Origin of the sequence: Negativibacillus massiliensis (genome assembly GCF_900148495.1) — a bacterium.
GTDB classification, from domain to species: Bacteria; Bacillota; Clostridia; order Oscillospirales; family Ruminococcaceae; genus Negativibacillus; species Negativibacillus massiliensis.
In genome coordinates this window covers 464,676-481,770 of sequence record NZ_FTRU01000007.1, presented here as the reverse complement: position 1 = coordinate 481,770, position 17,095 = coordinate 464,676, and the positions used below count along the sequence as shown (strand labels likewise).

The following is a 17,095-nucleotide window of genomic DNA, read 5'->3' as shown; positions in this document are numbered from 1 at the left end:
CTGCGGCTTTTACATAAGGGTTGACATCATTGCGTTATGGCAGATACCCTTGTACAATATAATTAAAAGAAAGGGGTTGAGCCTATGAAGCTGGTATTGAAGATATTGGCACTGCCGGTGCTGTTCGTTGTAAAAGTGATTTGCATTCTTGGAAATCTGCTTACAAATGTTGTGTCCTATGTAATTGGTTTATTGCTCTTGGTCATTGGCGGATCTGCGATTTACTGCATTGTAAAGGCTTTGTGGCAGTCCCTGCTTATTCTTGTGGTTCTTGGAATTGCGACAATAGCAGCGGTGTTCTTGCTCGTCTGGGCTGTTATGAAAGTCGAGAATATTGGAGAAAGTCTGGGAGCATTTATCAGGTCATAAGATAATATCAGAGAAAAGTCACCGACCGGTGGCTTTTTCTTTTTGGGAAGGAAGTGATGGGAATGGCAGCGACAAGATTGATTGCACTCCATGTGAATAAGGGAAAGACGGTCGCTCAATGTTTGGCAGACAGAACCGACTACTCACAAAATGCCGCAAAAACCAATGATGGCGAATTTATCAGTTCCTATGAGTGTGATCCAAAGACAGCAGATGAGGAATTTCTGCTTTCCAAACGGCAGTATCAGCATATTACCGGCAGACAGCAGAAGAACAATATCATCGCATACCAGATACGCCAGTCCTTTAAGCCGGGAGAAATCACCCCGGAAGAAGCGAACCAAGTCGGCTATGAAACAGCGATGCGATGGACAAAGGGAAAACACGCTTTCATCGTTGCGACCCACATCGACAAATCCCACATTCACAATCATATCATTTATAATTCGACCTCGCTGGATGCCACACGGAAATTCAAAAACTTCTTTCTTTCCGGTCTGGCGGTGCAAAGACTCAGTGATATGGTTTGCCTGGAACACGGGCTGTCCATTATTACACCGAAGCCGTATCGGGAGCGCCAGAAAAGAACTGTTTATCCCAAGAAGCGTACCCAGCGTGACGAATTATGTGATGCGATTGATGCGGTGCTGAAGCAGAAACCAAAGAGCTTTGATGGCTTTGTTCAGGCTCTGGCTGACATGGGATTTGAGTTCAAGGATGGAAAGCAGCCTGCGTTCAAGGGCGAGAATCAGAAGCGTTTCATTCGGCTGCGTTCCCTGGGCGAAGGATATAGCAAAGAGGAAATTCAAGCGGTTATCTCCGGCAAGAACCTGCACAAATCAAAAGGCGGCTCTGCCAAGGCTCCTGCCCCGAAGCAGTTCCAGATGCTGATTGATATTCAGGCAAAGATGGCCGAGGGCAAGACGGTCGGTTATGAAAAGTGGGCGAAGAAGTTCAACCGAAAAGAAGCTGCCCGAACGGTAATCCTACTGAAAGAAAAAGGCTTGGGCAACTACGACGATCTGACTGCTCATATTGAAAATCTGTCTGCCCGGTTCGATGCGCTTTCTGATTCTATCAAGGTCGCAGAGAAACGTATGGTTGAGGTTCAGGCGTTGCAGCAGCACATCAAAAATTATCGCAACACAAGGCAAATTTATATCGAGTACCGCAAGTCTGGATATAGCAAAAAATTCTTTGAAGAACACCGTCAGGAAATCACAATTCATAAAGCGGCGAAGCAAGCCTTTGATGAATTGCAGATTACAAAGCTCCCGTCCATGCAATCATTGTATGAGGAGTTTCATCAGCTGGCAGTCCAGAAAAAGCAGGACTACGCTGAGTACCGTCAGATCAGAAAAGAGAAAGAAGAACTGCTGATTGCCAAACGGACGGTTGAAACGATTTTGAATATCGACAGGCAGAAAGAGCAGGAAAAAGAGAAAGAGAAAGAGGAAAAGAAGAACTTCCGTTAAAGCAAAAAGCCACGGTCTGCACTCCCCAAAGGGTGCGGATCGTGGCTGCTTTTTTGCTTTTCGATTTCGGTGCTTTCAACCATGGGCAAATTTTTATTCTACTGTTCTTTGAGAAACGATTGAAAATCGTGTAGCCATCATCGGCAGATGATGTTCAAAGGGGATTGGGGATGCTTCCCCAACAAGCAAATTTGCGAAGATTGCACCGAAGGGAAAATCGAGAAAATGAGTGAACCTGTACAGGTTTACACTGCTTGCCAATTTGTGAGATTATGAATTTAGTATCGAGAATAGGGTACACCTAAATTTTGCAATGCTGCAACCCTATCATCGTTGCATGGATGAGTTGAGTATATTGCACTGAGAAAACCATCATGCGGAACATCTGAGATATGTTGGTCTAATACCGTCGCTAATTCAAGACCAAAACCAATTTTATAAGCAAATTCATCAGCCAGATACTCATTTTGTCTCATAGACCACATCAGAAAAAGCATACAGAACTTTACCCATAACCAAGAAAGTGCTGTTGATATTCCTGCGAAAACTGCGGTAATTATACCCATTACACCACTACGAGAGCATATTGCGAACAGCCCCATGATTGCAGAAAAAATCCAGTAGGATATTTTGATTAACAGGAGGCACCCGGATATAAATATATTGCCCCCGCCAATCAATAATTGGATAACAGTATGTCCGTATGAGAGATGTCCGATCTCATGGGCGAGAATTCCAAGTATCATATCATCGGAGAGTAAAAGCAATCCGTCAGTTATGCATAGTGTTTGCCTACCTAGAGCAAATGCATTTGGAGCAGGATCATGGATAATCTTCACTTTCACTTTTTTAGGACAGTATGATGTGTTCTCTTTTGCTTTATCTAAAACATATTGAACCAGCGGGACAACTCGAAGTTTTATATCTACTCTTTTTATATCGCTTGCTCCTGCGAAGGCAGCCAGGCACATTTCGCCTAATGGGGATAAGCTGATAGCTACTGTGAAAAAGTAAATACAAATCAGTTCAACAATGCTTCCTGACGAACCGAACACAGCAACAATCAGCAGAATATTAAGAGTAAAGAACAGAAGAGTTCCTAAGTTTGAGAAGCGAACAATTCTGCCTACACGATGCCAAATATCCATAATGCACCCCCCTTTTATCGTGTTGTTGGTTTGAGCTTGCATTGTTTAATTACTCAAATGTAAAGAAATCTTTGTTTCGCTCTTTGAACAGAGCAAAGACAGTCTCTAACACAAATTCGTTTTCAACACCAACATATTCTTCTGTTTCATCGTCAATTTCTTTCAGCTGCAAAATAACAACTTGCCCATCCGAATCTCCAATAGGAAGCAGGACAACATATTCGTTCTGGCGATACGGTATTAAGTCAAGAAATTCAAATTCAACTTCGTTCCCATTCTCATCATTCAAAGTTATAATGTTGTCTTCATCCATGTCGTCGTTCCTTTTCTTAATATAAATAATTATCGTTGATAATGATGCCTAATAGTTCAAAGAGATTATCCTTTTTGGAAAGAATGCATTTTTTCATGGCTTGTTTAATTTGTTCCGTTGAAATGCTATCAGGCAACATTTCCCTTGGGACACCATGACCGAATTGCCGAAAATACTGTTCTTCGATTTCATAATACTCATTATCAATTTTCGGTTCAGGTGTATTAAGGAAGCTATTCATAAAATCTGCAACGCTCTTGTTTTTGTCCATTGTATGCACCTACCTTTCTCTGCTCAAGACCCTAACATGATTATCTGGTCTAATAGAATCAATCATTGAAGAAAAAATACCAAACGCTGTAGGAAAGAAATTTGCTAATAGCTCTAATTTGCCTTGGTCTCCCATAGACGCTTCAAAAAAGTGGGCAAAGGCTTCTGCTTGTAGATTGCCCGGTCTCGTCCAATAGTTCCTTGAGTGACCATAATTTCCGTGCAATTGACCATTTGTTGTCGCATCAATTAAGTCCGAGAAGGAGTGAGCTGAATCCTGCCTAATACGGGTCAGAAAAGCAGTTTGCTTTTCCACTGGAAGATTGTTATATAAGCTCAGGATTCTTTGTCCGTCCTCAACCAGTGCCTCAGCAAATTCTGGAGTATTGGATAGATTGCTCCGATAGTTGCACGAAGCATGGTCGATCATGTGAGCAAGCTCGTGGAAATAAGTTGTTCCTGCACCTCTTGGATTTGTCATATCAGAAGCTGCATTGTAGTAGACTCCTCGTGAATGCCCTATATAATTTCCCGGTGAGTAATGTGCTGTCTGATCCGGTGGATATTCAGAATCTTGTATCATCAGTTTACCAGCGAAATGGTCAAACACTTCTCTGACATTCTGCTCTGCATTTTCATGGCGTTGTGATATAACAGCGATATATCCGTCTGGTGTGCTACCTTGGGTTAGCACGCCAAGGCAATACTGATAAGACGAATTACCAACATTAGGTGTTTGCAGACCCTGGAGGAAAGAATTTCGTGCAGAAGGAGTGTCCAAATTAACATTATCATATTCTTGTACACTTTTGGCAAGTGAAGCAACGTATTTTTCGGCCTGAAGCATAATCTGTAAAATATCATTCAGGGCTTTGTTGCAATCTTTTACGATAGTTCCCAGCTCATCGTACTTCTTGTCATTCCATCCAATTCCCAATTGCTGATATTTCATCTTCACAGAACTTCTTGTAGTTTCGATAGAAGAAATGGAGGTCCGCATATTTTTCAGTATTGTCAGTAATTGAGTTGCATCAGCATTTACGTTGCTCAAACACTCACCTCCTCATTTGTTAATCATTTCGAGTGTAGCTACCTGTTACTAAAACCGGGATATATGTATCAAGCGATTGAGCTGCAAGTGTTCGATGTCGCCCATCACTCTGAAATACATAATAAGAACCTACCTGCGCAACCTGGACAGGATTATTGTAATAGCTACGAATGGTATCATCTAACACTGGGTTTTGTGAAAGCTCATCCAAAGACATTCCTGACTCAGTATTTTGACGAACATCTTGGATGTGCGAAGCTCGCCTTAGAATGTTTTCTCTCGACCATCCCTCTCGACCATTCCGTGTCCAAAATCCTTCCGGGTTCCCAAGTTCTCGGTCACTGAGATAAACTCCTTCAATATCCCTTGCTCTAACGTATACGAGTTCTGGATTTTCATTTCGAGAAAAGGTATAGTTCCCGTTCTCCCAATAATCTCGATATTCTTCATAGTGATTTCCACGGGAAAAATATCGTTCAGCTGATAGTCTGTCTTGAACAAATGCAAGATTAGAACCAAAGGTATTTGACTCAAAGGTGGTTGTATCTGCACTTGATGGTGTAACAGCAAAACTACTGGTCTGAGGTGTGCTTGCAGATATTCCATTTGTAGATCCTAGTTGAACACTTTCGTATTCACTAAGGCTCTTGGCGAGTAAAGCCACATATTTTTCTGCTTGAAGCATAATTACCAATATGTCATTGAGAGCCTTGTTGCAGTCTCTTACAACCACGCCCAACTCGTTGTATTTTTTATCTTGCCATCCAGCACCTAACTGTTCATATTTCATCTTTACAGATTTTTTGGTAGTTTCGATGGAGGAAATGGAATCCTGCATTTTTTTCAGCATTGCGAATAGCTGAACGGAGTCAGCATTTACCATACTCATTTCATCACCTCCTGGCAGCGGATTTTGTGAAGTGCAAAGCGGCGATGTGTCAGGAAAGTCTGACACATCACTGCTTCGGCAAGATTTAATTTAGAGAGGAAAGAAATTGTTCCAACTCAGCAGCGGTCGGTGCAATGTACGGTTTCATCTGGTAAGTATCCTTAACACCGTCTGTGAAGTATACGCTCCTTTCTTTTTTCGTTTTGTTGGTTCATTTTCGCCAGTGTGTTCGTGTCGTTTGCTGTGACGAGAACGCAACATAGACACAAAGAAAACACAAGGGCGAGCTTGCTCGTTTATATACCCTTGTGTTTTCGACTGGATATGTTAAGGTAACAAACAGTAAATGACACGTTACAGACTGCAAAATGTACCAACTGAAAAAAGAAAGAATACCGTTGTGTGCTTTATTTCTCGATCAGCTTTTCAAACATGAGGAAAGGTTTTTATAAAAAAAGAGTAGTTACCGTTTTTTGGTAACTACTCTTTTCCTTTTTTAAGGTTTAAAGTCCTGGAAGTTTAGGTGTTTTGGGTATTGGTGGTGTAGGTAGCTGCAAGCTTTCCAATTTTTGTTGAATTGCTTTAAATTCAGGGGTTTCTTGGTGTTGATTTTGAACCATTTTTTGCTCTATTCTCTCCAAAGTCGGTTGAATTTCTTTCCCTGATACTTTACGATTTAATTCTCTTTCTAAGGTCTCTTTCGGACTAATGGAAGGCGTTTCTAAACTTGAATAGAAGTTTCACTCCTTCTCTATTATAAAGCCTTATATCGCTAAATAAGCCCGTTTTATGAAGGGTTTCTAAGCTGAAATGAACGGGTTTACACCCGGCCTTGACCTCCGCCCGCTGTCCCGCTGAATGGGTGGACAAGGCGGCCAATCCCTCAAAGTGCTTGGACGCTCTCTTTCTGATTTTGGAGCGTTTCTTTTCTAAAAATTGAAATGGGCGGGAAGCCATTTTAGGGCTTTCCCGCCTTGATTACTTTTTAGCAAAGACGGGCGTGACTGTCAACGGCGGCGCATGAAATGCGCCGTTCATCTTGACCGTTGACTGGCTCGGCTGGCTTTGCTATCTTCCTGACAAATGGGAATGTCTAAGATAGTAAAGACGTCCCACATGCAACTCTTTCTTTTATTGCGGAAACCGTATCTTTAATTGTGAATGTAGTTGTGTCTATGACATTTGATTCATATATCCCCAAACCGGAAAATTGCTCCCACATTGTTTCCACTAATTCAATATTTGTTTTTCTATCTAATTTTGAGCGTTCCACAGCTCGCTTCATAGTTTCTTTTTTACTCGCTCTTAATACAATATAGTGTACCTCGTAATCTTCTTGGGCAAGAGCTTTCCATGGCTCCAAAAACCATGGCCCGACAATCCCATCTACAATTACATCATATCCGCCACGAGCATATCGCTTTGCAGCTTCTAAAAAGGCTTCAATGACAACCAGATTTTGCTTGTTGGATTCTGGCAAATGTGGTGGTATTGCGCCTTTGCTTAAGTAATGAAAAAAGTCATCGGTGTGCATATGCACTGATTTATCCATATCTGATTCCTTTGCGACAATTGACGCAGTTGTTGTTTTTCCTGTCCCCGGTGAGCCTGTAATCACAATAATTCTTCCTTGATTCATCTGTATTTTCCCTCACAATTTGAATTTATCACTTTGTTCCTGCCTGCTCAATCATCTTCTTCGCAAACTGGTTTTCCCTGACCCTGATTGCCCACCAAGTAAAAAAGCGGTTGGCGATTCAACCGCTTTTTTACTTGAACCAATTCTTCTAAATTATCATTTAAGCGATTCTCAAACTGTTTGTCAGTAAAATTGACTATATTTGCCATATTAAGCCACTTTCTCTTTATTCAAAACTTGTTTTGAGTAACGATTCATTGACCGCCAATACTCATGAACGGCTTGTAATTCTTCTAAAGAATAATCAAAAAGATTTACACGTTTTGCAAGCTTTAATTGGTTTAATAAATTGACTTCCAATAATTGAGAGTCATTTTTATTTAATTCATGGTTCAAAACATAGTTTAATACTCGATTATAAACGCTTGCCGATAATTCGTTAATGATCTCTATTTCAAATGTTTTTTCATACGTAACTGCCATTTCATTTTCACTCCTTTTAAAGTTTGTCAGGTAAATATTTCCGTATATATTCTTCTAAGGCTTGATCCATAACTTCTTTTACGTTTCCGCCATTCTTTGCTGTTTCGATTTTTATGATATGGTGCAAGTCAGCACGAACACGAACCGTCTTATCTCCCATTATATCTTTTTTTGCACTGATTGGTGTATCATTTCGTTTTGCTTTTTGTGCGCCTAAATTTCCCACAATCACTCACTTCTTTCTATTTCTTCTTATTCTTATTTTATCATCAACAATCACAAATCACAAGTGATTTGTGATTAATCACTTGTGATTTGTGATTCTATTCTTTTTCGTTTTCTAATTGAATGATTCGCTCAAGCATTTCAAAAAATACGTTCTCATACATGGATAAAACTTTTTTGTCATAGCCTTTGTGTTCTGTAATTCCGTTTTTAGACCAGGTACTTACTTTATTACTTCGCTTGATAATATTTTGGAAAACCAAGTTATCTTCTTTATGTTGCTTGTACAGTTCTTCCAGGTTTGATTTTATCGTTGCGCTGTCCGTATCAACTAAATAAGGAACAAAACCGATCATATCTAGTCCAGGGTTAAACTGTTCTTGTAAATCAATCAAATAGGAAATATAGTTTTGAATGTTGTTTGTACTTTCTTCTTCTGCTTGTAAAGGGATCATAACGTAATCACTTGCCACGATTGCATTATTTGTATAAACGCTTGGCGTTGGTACAGTATCAATAATAATGAGATCATAGTCACTTTTTAAAGGTGCTAAAAGAGTAGCAAGCAATCTACTTTCATTTTCAAAAGTCCATGAGCGAGTTAATTTTGGCAGTAACATCAAATCAAACGTGCCAGGGATCAAGTCTAAATTATCAGTCAAATGAACAATAGAAGAAGCCAAGTTTCCATTTTTCAGTCCTTCATAAAAATTAACACGTGGCAATTCTACCTTAAATGTTTTTGCTAAGTCTTTTGTCAATGTTGCTTGTAAGTCCTTATCGATCATTAAAACTTTTAAATTAAATTTGTCTGTCAAGTAAGCAAACATAGTCGATAATTTTGACTTTCCAACACCACCTTTAAAATAATTGTTTAAGATAACAATCGCTTCATTTTTACTGTTTAAAATACGTCTTAATTCTTCAAGTATTTTGAGTTCTTCCTTCTCCATAACTACGCCCCATTCTTTTTTTGTATAGTAATATTGTATCATTAGGAATCACAAATCACAAGTGATTTGTGATTAATCACTTGTGATTTGTGATAAGTGATTTGTGATTAATATATAAAAGCCCTCTTTAAAGGGCTTTTATGCTTATTTTGAAAAAGAGATAAAATCAATATATCCCTTTTCTCCGATTTTTACAACGGCATTGTAGGACTTTCTATCTTTCGTTTTGATTCCTTTTACCAGGGTTTCTTTTCCCTCTAGTAATTCTTTTACATTTGTTTTGGTGAGTTTTTTCTTTCTAAAATGTTCAGCTAAAGTGAAGGTACATTCAGGATAATTTGAACAACCATAAAACGATTTTTTTAATACAATATTGTTGCCACACTTAGGACATTTTCCTACAAGGGGTCCCGAGCGCTTAGTGGGAATTTGTACCCCTTATCGATACAAATTCCCCGTAGGCGCTAGGGACCTCTTTAGCTCCTTGGAAGCTGTCAGTAGTATACCTAATAATTTATCTACATTCCCTTTAGTAACGTGTAACTTTCCAAATTTACAAAAGCGACTCATAGAATTATTTCCTCCCGTTAAATAATAGATAACTATTAAAAATAGACAATACTTGCTCATAAGTAACGGTACTTAAATTGTTTACTTTGGCGTGTTTCATTGCTTGATGAAACTGATTTTTAGTAAACAGTTGACGATATTCTCGATTGACCCATTTTGAAACAAAGTACGTATATAGCTTCCAATATTTATCTGGAACATCTGTGGTATGGCGGGTAAGTTTTATTAAGACACTGTTTACTTTTGGTTTAGGATGAAAGCATTCCGCTGGCAGCTTAAGCAATTGCTGAATCGAGACTTGAGTGTGCAAGAGCAACCCTAGTGTTCGGTGAATATCCAAGGTACGCTTGTAGAATCCTTCTTCAACAATCAGATAGATGTCAGACGCATGGCTTTCAAAAACCACTTTTTTAATAATTTGTGTGCTTAAATGGTAAGGAATACTCCCAACAATTTTATACCTCTGTTTGTTAGGGAATTGAAACTGTAGAATATCTTGGTGAATTAAAGTGACACGAGTATTCAGTTTTAATTTTTCTGACGATAAGTTGAATAGATGACTGTCTAATTCAATAGACGTTACCTGTTTACTTATTTTAGCCAGTTTCGTCGTTAAATGCCCTTTACCTGTTCCAATTTCGTAAACGGTATCGGTTTCTTTTAAATTCAATTGTTTTATTATTTGGTTGAGTACTTTTTCACTCGTTAAAAAGTTTTGAGAATATTTTATATTTTTGTTCATGTAATCACTCCTTCTTAATTACAAATTTTTAGCATCTAATTTAACTTCAATTCCTATTATACAAAATTTTAAGATACTGCACTATCAACACACTCTTAAGTTTGCTTCTAAGTCTTATTTCCATAACTTCTTTCATTTGGGAATAATTCAAGCTGGCGAATCATATAATGTGTACTTGGAATGTAATCAAAATAAAACAATAGTGCTAGATATAAACTCCATGGAATTGGGCGTGTCCGATTTTCGTAGGCACTATAAGTTTGTCGTGAAATACCAACAGCCGAAGCAATTTCTTCTTGTGATGCACCAACTTTTCCTCTGAGTGCGGGTAACTCAATCGCCAATTGAGTGGCCAAGTTCTCTTTCTCATCTTTACTAAAATTCCAAAACTGCTTATAAGCATCTCGCCCTACAAATTGAATCAATAAATCTCCTCCTGGGTATACTCTTTCGTAGAGTACATTACTCCACGAAAAAACACCGCCAAACACTGAAAACTCAGCATTATTTGACGGTGTTGACAATTTATTTGACGGCTAATAAATCAGAAAGCCGTTGCATATTTTCTCTTTTTAAATCCATGGATGGGTGTACATAGCGATTCATTGTAATATTCACGCTGGCATGACCCAATATTTCGCTGAGACTTTTTACATCGAATCCAAGCTCTATGCACCTTGTAGCAAATGTATGACGTAACGAGTGATAATTTGCGGAGGTGATTCCGCTGTTTTTCAATACCTTCTTAAAATGATTTTGCATGGTTCTTGGTTCTAATGGATTCTGATCGCTATTGGTTAGGATGTAGCCAGTAGAAGAAGCTTTGTGTGCTGTAAGAATAGTCATTAAGCCATGGGGTACTGGAATAGTACGGATGGAGCAAGCACTTTTTGGTGTGGTAACAACAATCCTTGTCTTGTATTCACTGTTGGTTCTATCTTGGATTCTCTGGAGCGTTTGATGCACGTGGATTGTGTAATCTGAGAATGAAACATCTTCCCATCGTAACGCACAAATTTCACCTACTCTGAGACCAGTGAATAAACATACTAATATACCAATATTGCAGGAATCAAGATTAGAATACAAGTATTGGCATAATTTTTCCTGTTCAGCACGACTCAAAACTCTCATTTCCTTCGTTTGACGTTTTATCTGTATAGATCGTGCGTCACAAGAAATGGCTTTCCCGTTTCGGGTGGCAAATTGTAAGACATTTCGAATTAGAGATAAAATATCTGAAACAGTTTTAGAGGAAAGTCCATTCTCCTTTAATCCACCAGAAACAAGGAAAAAATTACACTGCGTTTCAATAAACTCGTGTGTTATATCACGCAATTGTTTGCTTCCGAACACAGGAAGTATATACGAGCTGAGAAGATTCCTATATTTGTTGCTTGTAGATTCCTTCACTTTAGGACATATAGCTTGAAACCATTCCATAGCAACCTGTTCAAATTGATCTGAGCTAATTTCTGGATCGACAGTGACAGAATTACTCGTGCACGAACTTTGACTGATAAGTTTTGCCTTGACTTCTCGATATGACTTTGCATAAACATAACCGTAATTGGCTTTGCCTGTAGAAGATCGGGACTTAATGTATCTTCCTTCCCATCTGCCGTCTTTCCTTTTGTAAATATTTTCTCCTTTTCGTGCCATAAGGTACACCTCCTTCAATATGACTATAATTCTGACGGCAAATTGTGACTTTGGAACTTTCTAAGATGGATTTTTGTGCAAAACCTCGTGTTTTATGTCCCTAACATATTGACAAACAGTGCGACAATTTGTAAAATAAAGATATAAACTAAAAAAAACAGAGAAGAATGCGATTCGTGGAGTAATGTACTCTACGAATTTTTTATTTTAAAGAACCTCAAGATAGCTCATATTGTCGTCTTGGGGTTCTTTTCATTCTATCATTTAATGCAATCTGCCTATAAAATTTTATCATATTGCATTTATAAATGCAACTTGCACCCGATGTTGGTTGTTGAGATTTTTGGTACATTTTATAATGTATAGCAGAATCATACACAGCATGGAGGTGATTGAAACGCAACCGGAAATTGATTACGTTAAGATTGGTCAGCGCATTAGAGCTGCCCGACTGGAAAAGGGTTATAGTCAGGCTGATTTGGGTGCGTTGGTTGGTTGCTCGAACAATCATATGAGCCATGTTGAAGTTGGACAGACGAAAGTTTCTTTGGCAATGCTTCTAAAACTGGCATTCGTCTTGGAAAAGAACTTTGACTATTTTTTACTGGATACCCCATATGCAAAATGCGACAGCATCATTGATAATGAGATTGCTGCAAAACTGAAAAAGTGTAATGTAACAACATTGATAACCGTAGGAAAGTTGATTGATGTCTTGATTGACCAGCAAGAGATGATAAAAAAAGCGGAGCTTGATTGATATAATGAAAAAGAAGCCCATTGACGGTACAGAGTGAACTGCTATGGGGTTCTTTTTTGCAGCACAATATACTGATTCTTTAAGAAGCAAAAAGTCCACCAGTCATGATGCACTACGCATCGTACTGGTGGACTTTTTCTGTAAAGATATAAAAATAGATATTCATATATCGCCATAACCAATGTCGTTATCGTAGGCATGAAGATCTTCTTTCAGGAAATCTGCTTTACGAATATACATCGAATTTACCAGCTCTCCTTTTTCGTGGAGCAGGCTGAATTTGTAGTCTAATAATGCTGCCGGTACATAGAGCATTTTAGCCGTTTCAAAAAATGTGTGTTCCGAAAGGCATTCCAGGACTTTCCCATCTTCTAACAGAAGCTCCGCCGCAAAGAAGTTTGCTTCATTTTCTTCGATTGATCTATCATCAAAAACTTCCATTTCTTGAAAGCCGTGCATCATAGCGATTTTTGTATGCAGGACAGCGTGTCCTAATTCATGTGCGACTAATATACGCTCCAGGATACCGTTCACATTGTGATCTATCACGATATTCTTTTGTCTGGACTGGTAATAGAAGAAGCCCTTCAATTTCTTCTGTAAATCGTAATAGTGGATTTTGATACCTAACAGCTGACATAGCTCGTAAGGGTCTCTGGTGTGATATTTTCGCACAAGCTTATCGACAGTTTCAATGATATGCTCTGCCGTTTTCATTTGCTTCACCTCCGAATCGCACACAGAAAACATATTCTGTGCTTGAGGATTTTACTCTTTATCTTTATGCTTTCTGTATTTCTTCGGAGTGTACTTTTCCCGTGCTGTTTTCTTAGAGTCCATATAAACTGACATAATCGCCTGGAAGAATACATCTTTTGCGTCCTCGTCCAATTCTCCACCGGCAAACAGAGAATTTACACGACCCAACACTTCCTGAGCTTCTTTTGCTCCTTTTGAACCGAAGTTTTCCTTTGCCTCTAAAATAAACATATCCTGATCTATATGGCTCTGGCTATCCGTTTCAGATTCGTCCAAAAGATAGGACACAGAGATATGCAGTGCTTCAGCAAGTTTTCTGATGTTGCTTTTTCTGGGGAGTGTTCCGAGCTGCTCATAGGTGTAAAGGGATCTTTCGGAAATGCCGGTCATCTGGGCAAGCTCCGTTTGAGATAGGTTCATAGCCAAACGAGCTTCTTTAATTTTTTCTCCAAATGTCATGGTAGTATCCTTCCTTTCAAAAAATATTTATTCGTAACTTCCGATTATTTGTTGACAAACTTCTGGAAAATGCTATAATAAGAATCATAACAGAAGTTTTAATTCCACTTAATTATATATCGGAACTTTTATAAAGTCAAGAACTTCCGATTTCACTTCTGTTATTTTAATCAAATATCGGAAGTTATAGTCATTCTTGTCCCATGGTATTTGTTTCCCTTTAGCCAAGTGACAGGAGTTAGAAAGGAATTCTTATTTTATGGATTAGGCTGAAAGGAGATTCTGAATGAGCAGATATAATACACAGGTATTAAGCAGTATTCGAATGCTTTGCCGGATGCAGAACATTGACGAGAAGGTTCTGTATGAAAGAGCAAAGCTGATTTTATCCATATATCGAGAGGTGTGCTGGTCTACCATTGATCGTGCGAATGATGTATGTGATACCCTTATTTGTACTTACGGTGACAGCTTAGATGGTGCATTGATTTATCTGGAGAACTTTGCTCCGGATGAAGCGAGAGAACGATTTGAAGAACGCATTCGCAGCTTATTTGAGACAAAGTGGATCATTGAACTGGTAGATATGGCTATGTTGAAAATCAGAGAATATCCAGATAAAGGCGCTCTGTACTGTGAGATTATCTCAAAGGCATATCTCAACCGCTTCAAGTACAGGGAATCAGAAATGCTGGAGGTTTTGAATATGGAACGCAGCACCTACTATGACCGAAAGAAAGAAGCGATACTGTTATTTGGTCTGTCACTTTGGGGAACAGCCATTCCTAAATTGAAAGATTTCCTGGAAAGTGCCCGGGAGGAAGAAGCATTGTGTTATTGTGAATGCTAAGACAGGATTTTAGTCCGACTAAAATCCGATGAAAATACGACGGTTCCCCTACTGAAAGTCCGACTTGTCCAGTGTTAAAATGGCTATGCTGGGAGATAGCGGCATAAAATTGAATAGAGAGAGTTACGCCTCGTGCCTGTAATGGGTACGGGGCTTTTTTTATACCTGCCTATTTTCCCCCATAATTAACACAAAGGCATGAACGAGAGCTTGGAGTAATTTACTCCGGCTCTTTTTTTATGCCTGCAAGGAGGACAGGCAGATGGCAAAGGGTATTGAGAATCGGGCACGATCTCCTCCCGCTGTTTTTGATTTTGCAACTTCACAAATTCAAAAACACGGAGGAACGAAAATGTATTACGACTTGGTTGAAAGCGGAAAAAGAATTAAAGCCTTGAGAAAGGAACATGGGCTTACACAGGAACAGCTTGCGGAGCAGTTAGGTGTTGCCGCAAACACCATTGCACGAATTGAAACCGGCAACAGAGGTATCTCTATTGATTTGGCAATCGAACTGGTTGTGCGCTTTGAGACAACCCTTGATTACATATTTTTAGGTCGTGAATAACCTCAAAACTATACCTACGAGGCAATAAAAACTTGCATGAGGAACAGGTACAATTTAGATACAGCCAAAGAAAATCGGCTGCTTGATCCTTGAAAACTGAATACACAGTCATCGAATACGTTCCTGTTGCCGGTGCGAGAGCATCAGCCACATCAGCGGTACGCCGAGACGTATCGGATAGAGAAACAGAACGACTTTCTTCTATAAATTAAGCGCTTGTCTCTCTCCCGATGCCAGCGATCAATACTGGCTTGTAAATATTGGGTTGCTCCCAATACGGCCATGAAAGCAACAGGATTAAAGATACTTCTCTACGGAGCTGGCGGAGAACCCGGCAGAGGTTAGATTCCTATGGAACTGATTCGCAATCAGTCGTTCGGTGATTCCCTGAGGGCGTAAGCCCTCTTTCCCAGGGGTGCGTGGCAAATATGGGACACATAGACTTTTGGACTGACTGCCTGATTCCTTTCTGGCAGTCAGTTATTACATAGCCAACGAAAGGAGGTCATGGCACATGATGAAAGAAAATTGGGTATATTGCCGTGGTGATATTTATTGCGCCAAGCTGGACCCGGTAGTTGGGTCGGAACAAGGCGGCATCCGTCCGGTTATCGTCATTCAGAACGATACCGGTAATAAACACGCTCCCACATTGATTGTGGCAACGGTCACCACCAGAATCCATAAGAAAGCGAATATGCCGACGCACTTTGTTATTTACGACAATCCTGCATTCAAAGAAGCGTCCGTTGTTCAGCTGGAACAGATTCGTACCATTGATAAAAGCAGGATTGATAATTACTTAGGTAAGGTAACGCCCCGTGAAATGGTAGCGATTGAGAAAGCCTTATCTGTCAGCCTGGCAATGGAACAGCTGAAAAAGCGTTCCCCAAAACATAAAGCAAAGAGAGCGAAGGAGTGAACATAAATGTTTGAAGAAAGAATCGCTGCCATGAATCAGCGCACCGAAGAAGCGATGGCTGCTAACGCAGTTCAGTTTGATAAGAGAACCTATACGGTTGATGAGATTCAGGATATTCTGGGCATCAGCAGAACCAGCGCATACAACCTTGTGAAAAAGAAAGTTTTCCATAGCGTCCGCATCGGTGGCAGTATCAGAATCTCCAAAAAGAGTTTTGATGAGTGGTTGGATCATCAAATGTAAGATTTGTCAAGGGCGTCGTACAACCCGGCGACAAACTTCAAAACATATTGAGAGTTCGATAAAATGTAGCCATGACAAGAAACACATGGCTACATTTTTTACATAGGAGGTTGTACGATGGCGGAAATGAGAAAACGCACGAGTATGTCTGTTCTGGAAATGGGCAGGATGCTCGGTCTTGGTAAAACGGAGTCATACTGGCTCATTAAGAAGAATTACTTCAAAACCATTCTTGTCGGCAACACCATGAGGGTGATGATCGACAGCTTTGAAGAATGGTATGCCAATCAGTTCAAATACCAGAAGGTCGATGGAACCCCTCCCGGCGAGGAATTGAAGAAAACTACATATTCAATGGAGGAGCTTGGACAGCGCCTTGGGCTGAAAGAAGCGACTGCTTACGAACTGGTTGCCAAAGGGCATTTTGATGTGGTCGATGTCCTGGGCAAGCGCAGAGTGACAAAGGAGAGCTTTGAAAGATGGTATGCTTCTCAAACCGATTACCGCACGGTAGAGGATCAGGAACTGGATGCAGATATTATGGCATCCACCTACGGTCTGCCGGAAATGGCAAGAATGCTTGGGGTACATCGTCAGACCATTTACTATATCGTTGCCAATGAAGATTTTGAGCTTATCAAGGTTGGCAGGTATAAGCGAGCTACCAAAGAGAGCTTTGAAAAATGGTATCACAATCAGACCCGCTACCAGTTAGCGGAAGATAGACAGGAAAGGAGCTGATTAC

General features: G+C 39.8%; 22 protein-coding genes and 4 pseudogenes. 8 read left to right on the top strand and 18 right to left on the bottom strand.

Features of this window, described 5'->3' with window-relative positions; genetic code table 11:
- Positions 1 to 84: 84 nt before the first annotated feature.
- Together BQ5375_RS05080 and BQ5375_RS05075 are read left to right on the top strand one after the other, a co-directional pair.
- Positions 85 to 369: a hypothetical protein gene (locus tag BQ5375_RS05080; protein WP_002578946.1), complete on the top strand. Its 285-nt coding sequence runs from the start codon at positions 85 to 87 to the stop codon at positions 367 to 369.
- A 62-nt stretch (positions 370 to 431) separates the two neighbouring features.
- A complete protein-coding gene (locus BQ5375_RS05075; protein WP_002578945.1) occupies positions 432 to 1,844 on the top strand; it encodes a relaxase/mobilization nuclease domain-containing protein in 1,413 nt (470 codons plus the stop codon).
- Between the two features lie 278 nt (positions 1,845 to 2,122).
- Here BQ5375_RS05075 and BQ5375_RS05070 read toward each other — a convergent pair whose 3' ends face one another.
- From BQ5375_RS05070 to BQ5375_RS04995, 16 genes and pseudogenes are all read right to left on the bottom strand, one after another.
- Positions 2,123 to 2,992: a zinc metalloprotease HtpX gene (locus BQ5375_RS05070; protein ID WP_002588966.1), complete on the bottom strand. Its 870-nt coding sequence runs from the start codon at positions 2,990 to 2,992 to the stop codon at positions 2,123 to 2,125.
- A 49-nt stretch (positions 2,993 to 3,041) separates the two neighbouring features.
- A complete protein-coding gene (locus BQ5375_RS05065) occupies positions 3,042 to 3,305 on the bottom strand; it encodes a DUF1292 domain-containing protein (protein WP_002304397.1) in 264 nt (87 codons plus the stop codon).
- 16 nt (positions 3,306 to 3,321) lie between these two features.
- A complete protein-coding gene (locus BQ5375_RS05060; protein WP_002588965.1) occupies positions 3,322 to 3,576 on the bottom strand; it encodes a hypothetical protein in 255 nt (84 codons plus the stop codon).
- Between the two features lie 9 nt (positions 3,577 to 3,585).
- The gene (locus BQ5375_RS05055; RefSeq protein WP_002304399.1) at positions 3,586 to 4,626 is read right to left on the bottom strand and encodes a hypothetical protein; all 1,041 of its coding nucleotides are present in this window, start codon (positions 4,624 to 4,626) and stop codon (positions 3,586 to 3,588) included.
- Positions 4,627 to 4,645: 19 nt separating this feature from the next.
- Positions 4,646 to 5,515 carry a hypothetical protein gene (locus tag BQ5375_RS05050; RefSeq protein WP_002578944.1) on the bottom strand — a complete coding sequence of 290 codons (870 nt, stop codon included), beginning with the start codon at positions 5,513 to 5,515 and terminating at the stop codon, positions 4,646 to 4,648.
- 503 nt (positions 5,516 to 6,018) lie between these two features.
- Positions 6,019 to 6,322 (bottom strand): annotated as a pseudogene (locus BQ5375_RS14465) (zeta toxin family protein); the annotation flags it as partial.
- Positions 6,323 to 6,608: 286 nt separating this feature from the next.
- Entirely contained in the window at positions 6,609 to 7,154 is a 546-nt protein-coding gene (locus BQ5375_RS05040; protein ID WP_002304402.1) for a P-loop nucleotide/nucleoside kinase family protein, read from the bottom strand.
- Between the two features lie 60 nt (positions 7,155 to 7,214).
- Positions 7,215 to 7,363 (bottom strand): annotated as a pseudogene (locus BQ5375_RS05035) (zeta toxin family protein); the annotation flags it as partial.
- A 1-nt stretch (position 7,364) separates the two neighbouring features.
- Positions 7,365 to 7,637, bottom strand: a complete 273-nt coding sequence (locus BQ5375_RS05030; protein WP_000301765.1) for an antitoxin — start codon at positions 7,635 to 7,637, stop codon at positions 7,365 to 7,367.
- A 16-nt stretch (positions 7,638 to 7,653) separates the two neighbouring features.
- Positions 7,654 to 7,869 carry a peptide-binding protein gene (locus BQ5375_RS05025; protein WP_001835296.1) on the bottom strand — a complete coding sequence of 72 codons (216 nt, stop codon included), beginning with the start codon at positions 7,867 to 7,869 and terminating at the stop codon, positions 7,654 to 7,656.
- Positions 7,870 to 7,960: 91 nt separating this feature from the next.
- Positions 7,961 to 8,857 (bottom strand): ParA family protein, encoded by an 897-nt coding sequence (locus tag BQ5375_RS05020; protein ID WP_002304405.1) that lies wholly within the window; start codon positions 8,855 to 8,857, stop codon positions 7,961 to 7,963.
- Between the two features lie 102 nt (positions 8,858 to 8,959).
- Positions 8,960 to 9,220, bottom strand: a pseudogene (locus BQ5375_RS05015) (topoisomerase DNA-binding C4 zinc finger domain-containing protein); the annotation flags it as partial.
- A 169-nt stretch (positions 9,221 to 9,389) separates the two neighbouring features.
- Complete coding sequence (gene erm(B), locus BQ5375_RS05010; RefSeq protein ID WP_002292226.1) at positions 9,390 to 10,127, bottom strand: 23S rRNA (adenine(2058)-N(6))-methyltransferase Erm(B); 738 nt, start codon at positions 10,125 to 10,127, stop codon at positions 9,390 to 9,392.
- Positions 10,128 to 10,173: 46 nt separating this feature from the next.
- Positions 10,174 to 10,275: pseudogene (locus tag BQ5375_RS05005) on the bottom strand (peptide-binding protein); the annotation flags it as partial.
- Positions 10,235 to 10,552: a helix-turn-helix domain-containing protein gene (locus BQ5375_RS05000; protein ID WP_010729536.1), complete on the bottom strand. Its 318-nt coding sequence runs from the start codon at positions 10,550 to 10,552 to the stop codon at positions 10,235 to 10,237. The pseudogene BQ5375_RS05005 and the gene BQ5375_RS05000, both read right to left, overlap by 41 nt.
- 100 nt (positions 10,553 to 10,652) lie before the next feature.
- Positions 10,653 to 11,789, bottom strand: a complete 1,137-nt coding sequence (locus BQ5375_RS04995) for a tyrosine-type recombinase/integrase (RefSeq protein WP_002304408.1) — start codon at positions 11,787 to 11,789, stop codon at positions 10,653 to 10,655.
- 382 nt (positions 11,790 to 12,171) lie between these two features.
- Here BQ5375_RS04995 and BQ5375_RS04990 point away from each other — a divergent pair, with 382 nt between their 5' ends.
- Positions 12,172 to 12,549, top strand: a complete 378-nt coding sequence (locus BQ5375_RS04990) for a helix-turn-helix domain-containing protein (RefSeq protein ID WP_002578940.1) — start codon at positions 12,172 to 12,174, stop codon at positions 12,547 to 12,549.
- 162 nt (positions 12,550 to 12,711) lie between these two features.
- Here BQ5375_RS04990 and BQ5375_RS04985 read toward each other — a convergent pair whose 3' ends face one another.
- Both BQ5375_RS04985 and BQ5375_RS04980 read right to left on the bottom strand, forming a co-directional pair.
- A complete protein-coding gene (locus BQ5375_RS04985) occupies positions 12,712 to 13,266 on the bottom strand; it encodes an ImmA/IrrE family metallo-endopeptidase (RefSeq protein ID WP_002304410.1) in 555 nt (184 codons plus the stop codon).
- Between the two features lie 51 nt (positions 13,267 to 13,317).
- Positions 13,318 to 13,767 (bottom strand): helix-turn-helix domain-containing protein, encoded by a 450-nt coding sequence (locus BQ5375_RS04980; protein WP_002304411.1) that lies wholly within the window; start codon positions 13,765 to 13,767, stop codon positions 13,318 to 13,320.
- A 286-nt stretch (positions 13,768 to 14,053) separates the two neighbouring features.
- On the opposite strand from BQ5375_RS04980, the gene BQ5375_RS04975 reads away from it, so the two are divergent.
- The 5 genes from BQ5375_RS04975 (at position 14,054) to BQ5375_RS04955 (ending at position 17,091) form a co-directional block, all read left to right on the top strand.
- Positions 14,054 to 14,617: a hypothetical protein gene (locus BQ5375_RS04975; RefSeq protein ID WP_002304412.1), complete on the top strand. Its 564-nt coding sequence runs from the start codon at positions 14,054 to 14,056 to the stop codon at positions 14,615 to 14,617.
- Between the two features lie 262 nt (positions 14,618 to 14,879).
- Positions 14,880 to 15,185: a helix-turn-helix transcriptional regulator gene (locus BQ5375_RS04970; RefSeq protein WP_002304413.1), complete on the top strand. Its 306-nt coding sequence runs from the start codon at positions 14,880 to 14,882 to the stop codon at positions 15,183 to 15,185.
- Positions 15,186 to 15,699: 514 nt separating this feature from the next.
- Positions 15,700 to 16,107, top strand: coding sequence for a type II toxin-antitoxin system PemK/MazF family toxin (locus BQ5375_RS04965; RefSeq protein ID WP_002578938.1), 408 nt, complete (start codon positions 15,700 to 15,702; stop codon positions 16,105 to 16,107).
- A 6-nt stretch (positions 16,108 to 16,113) separates the two neighbouring features.
- Positions 16,114 to 16,350 carry a helix-turn-helix domain-containing protein gene (locus tag BQ5375_RS04960; protein ID WP_002304418.1) on the top strand — a complete coding sequence of 79 codons (237 nt, stop codon included), beginning with the start codon at positions 16,114 to 16,116 and terminating at the stop codon, positions 16,348 to 16,350.
- Between the two features lie 117 nt (positions 16,351 to 16,467).
- Positions 16,468 to 17,091 carry a helix-turn-helix domain-containing protein gene (locus BQ5375_RS04955; RefSeq protein ID WP_002304420.1) on the top strand — a complete coding sequence of 208 codons (624 nt, stop codon included), beginning with the start codon at positions 16,468 to 16,470 and terminating at the stop codon, positions 17,089 to 17,091.
- Positions 17,092 to 17,095 lie beyond the last annotated feature (4 nt).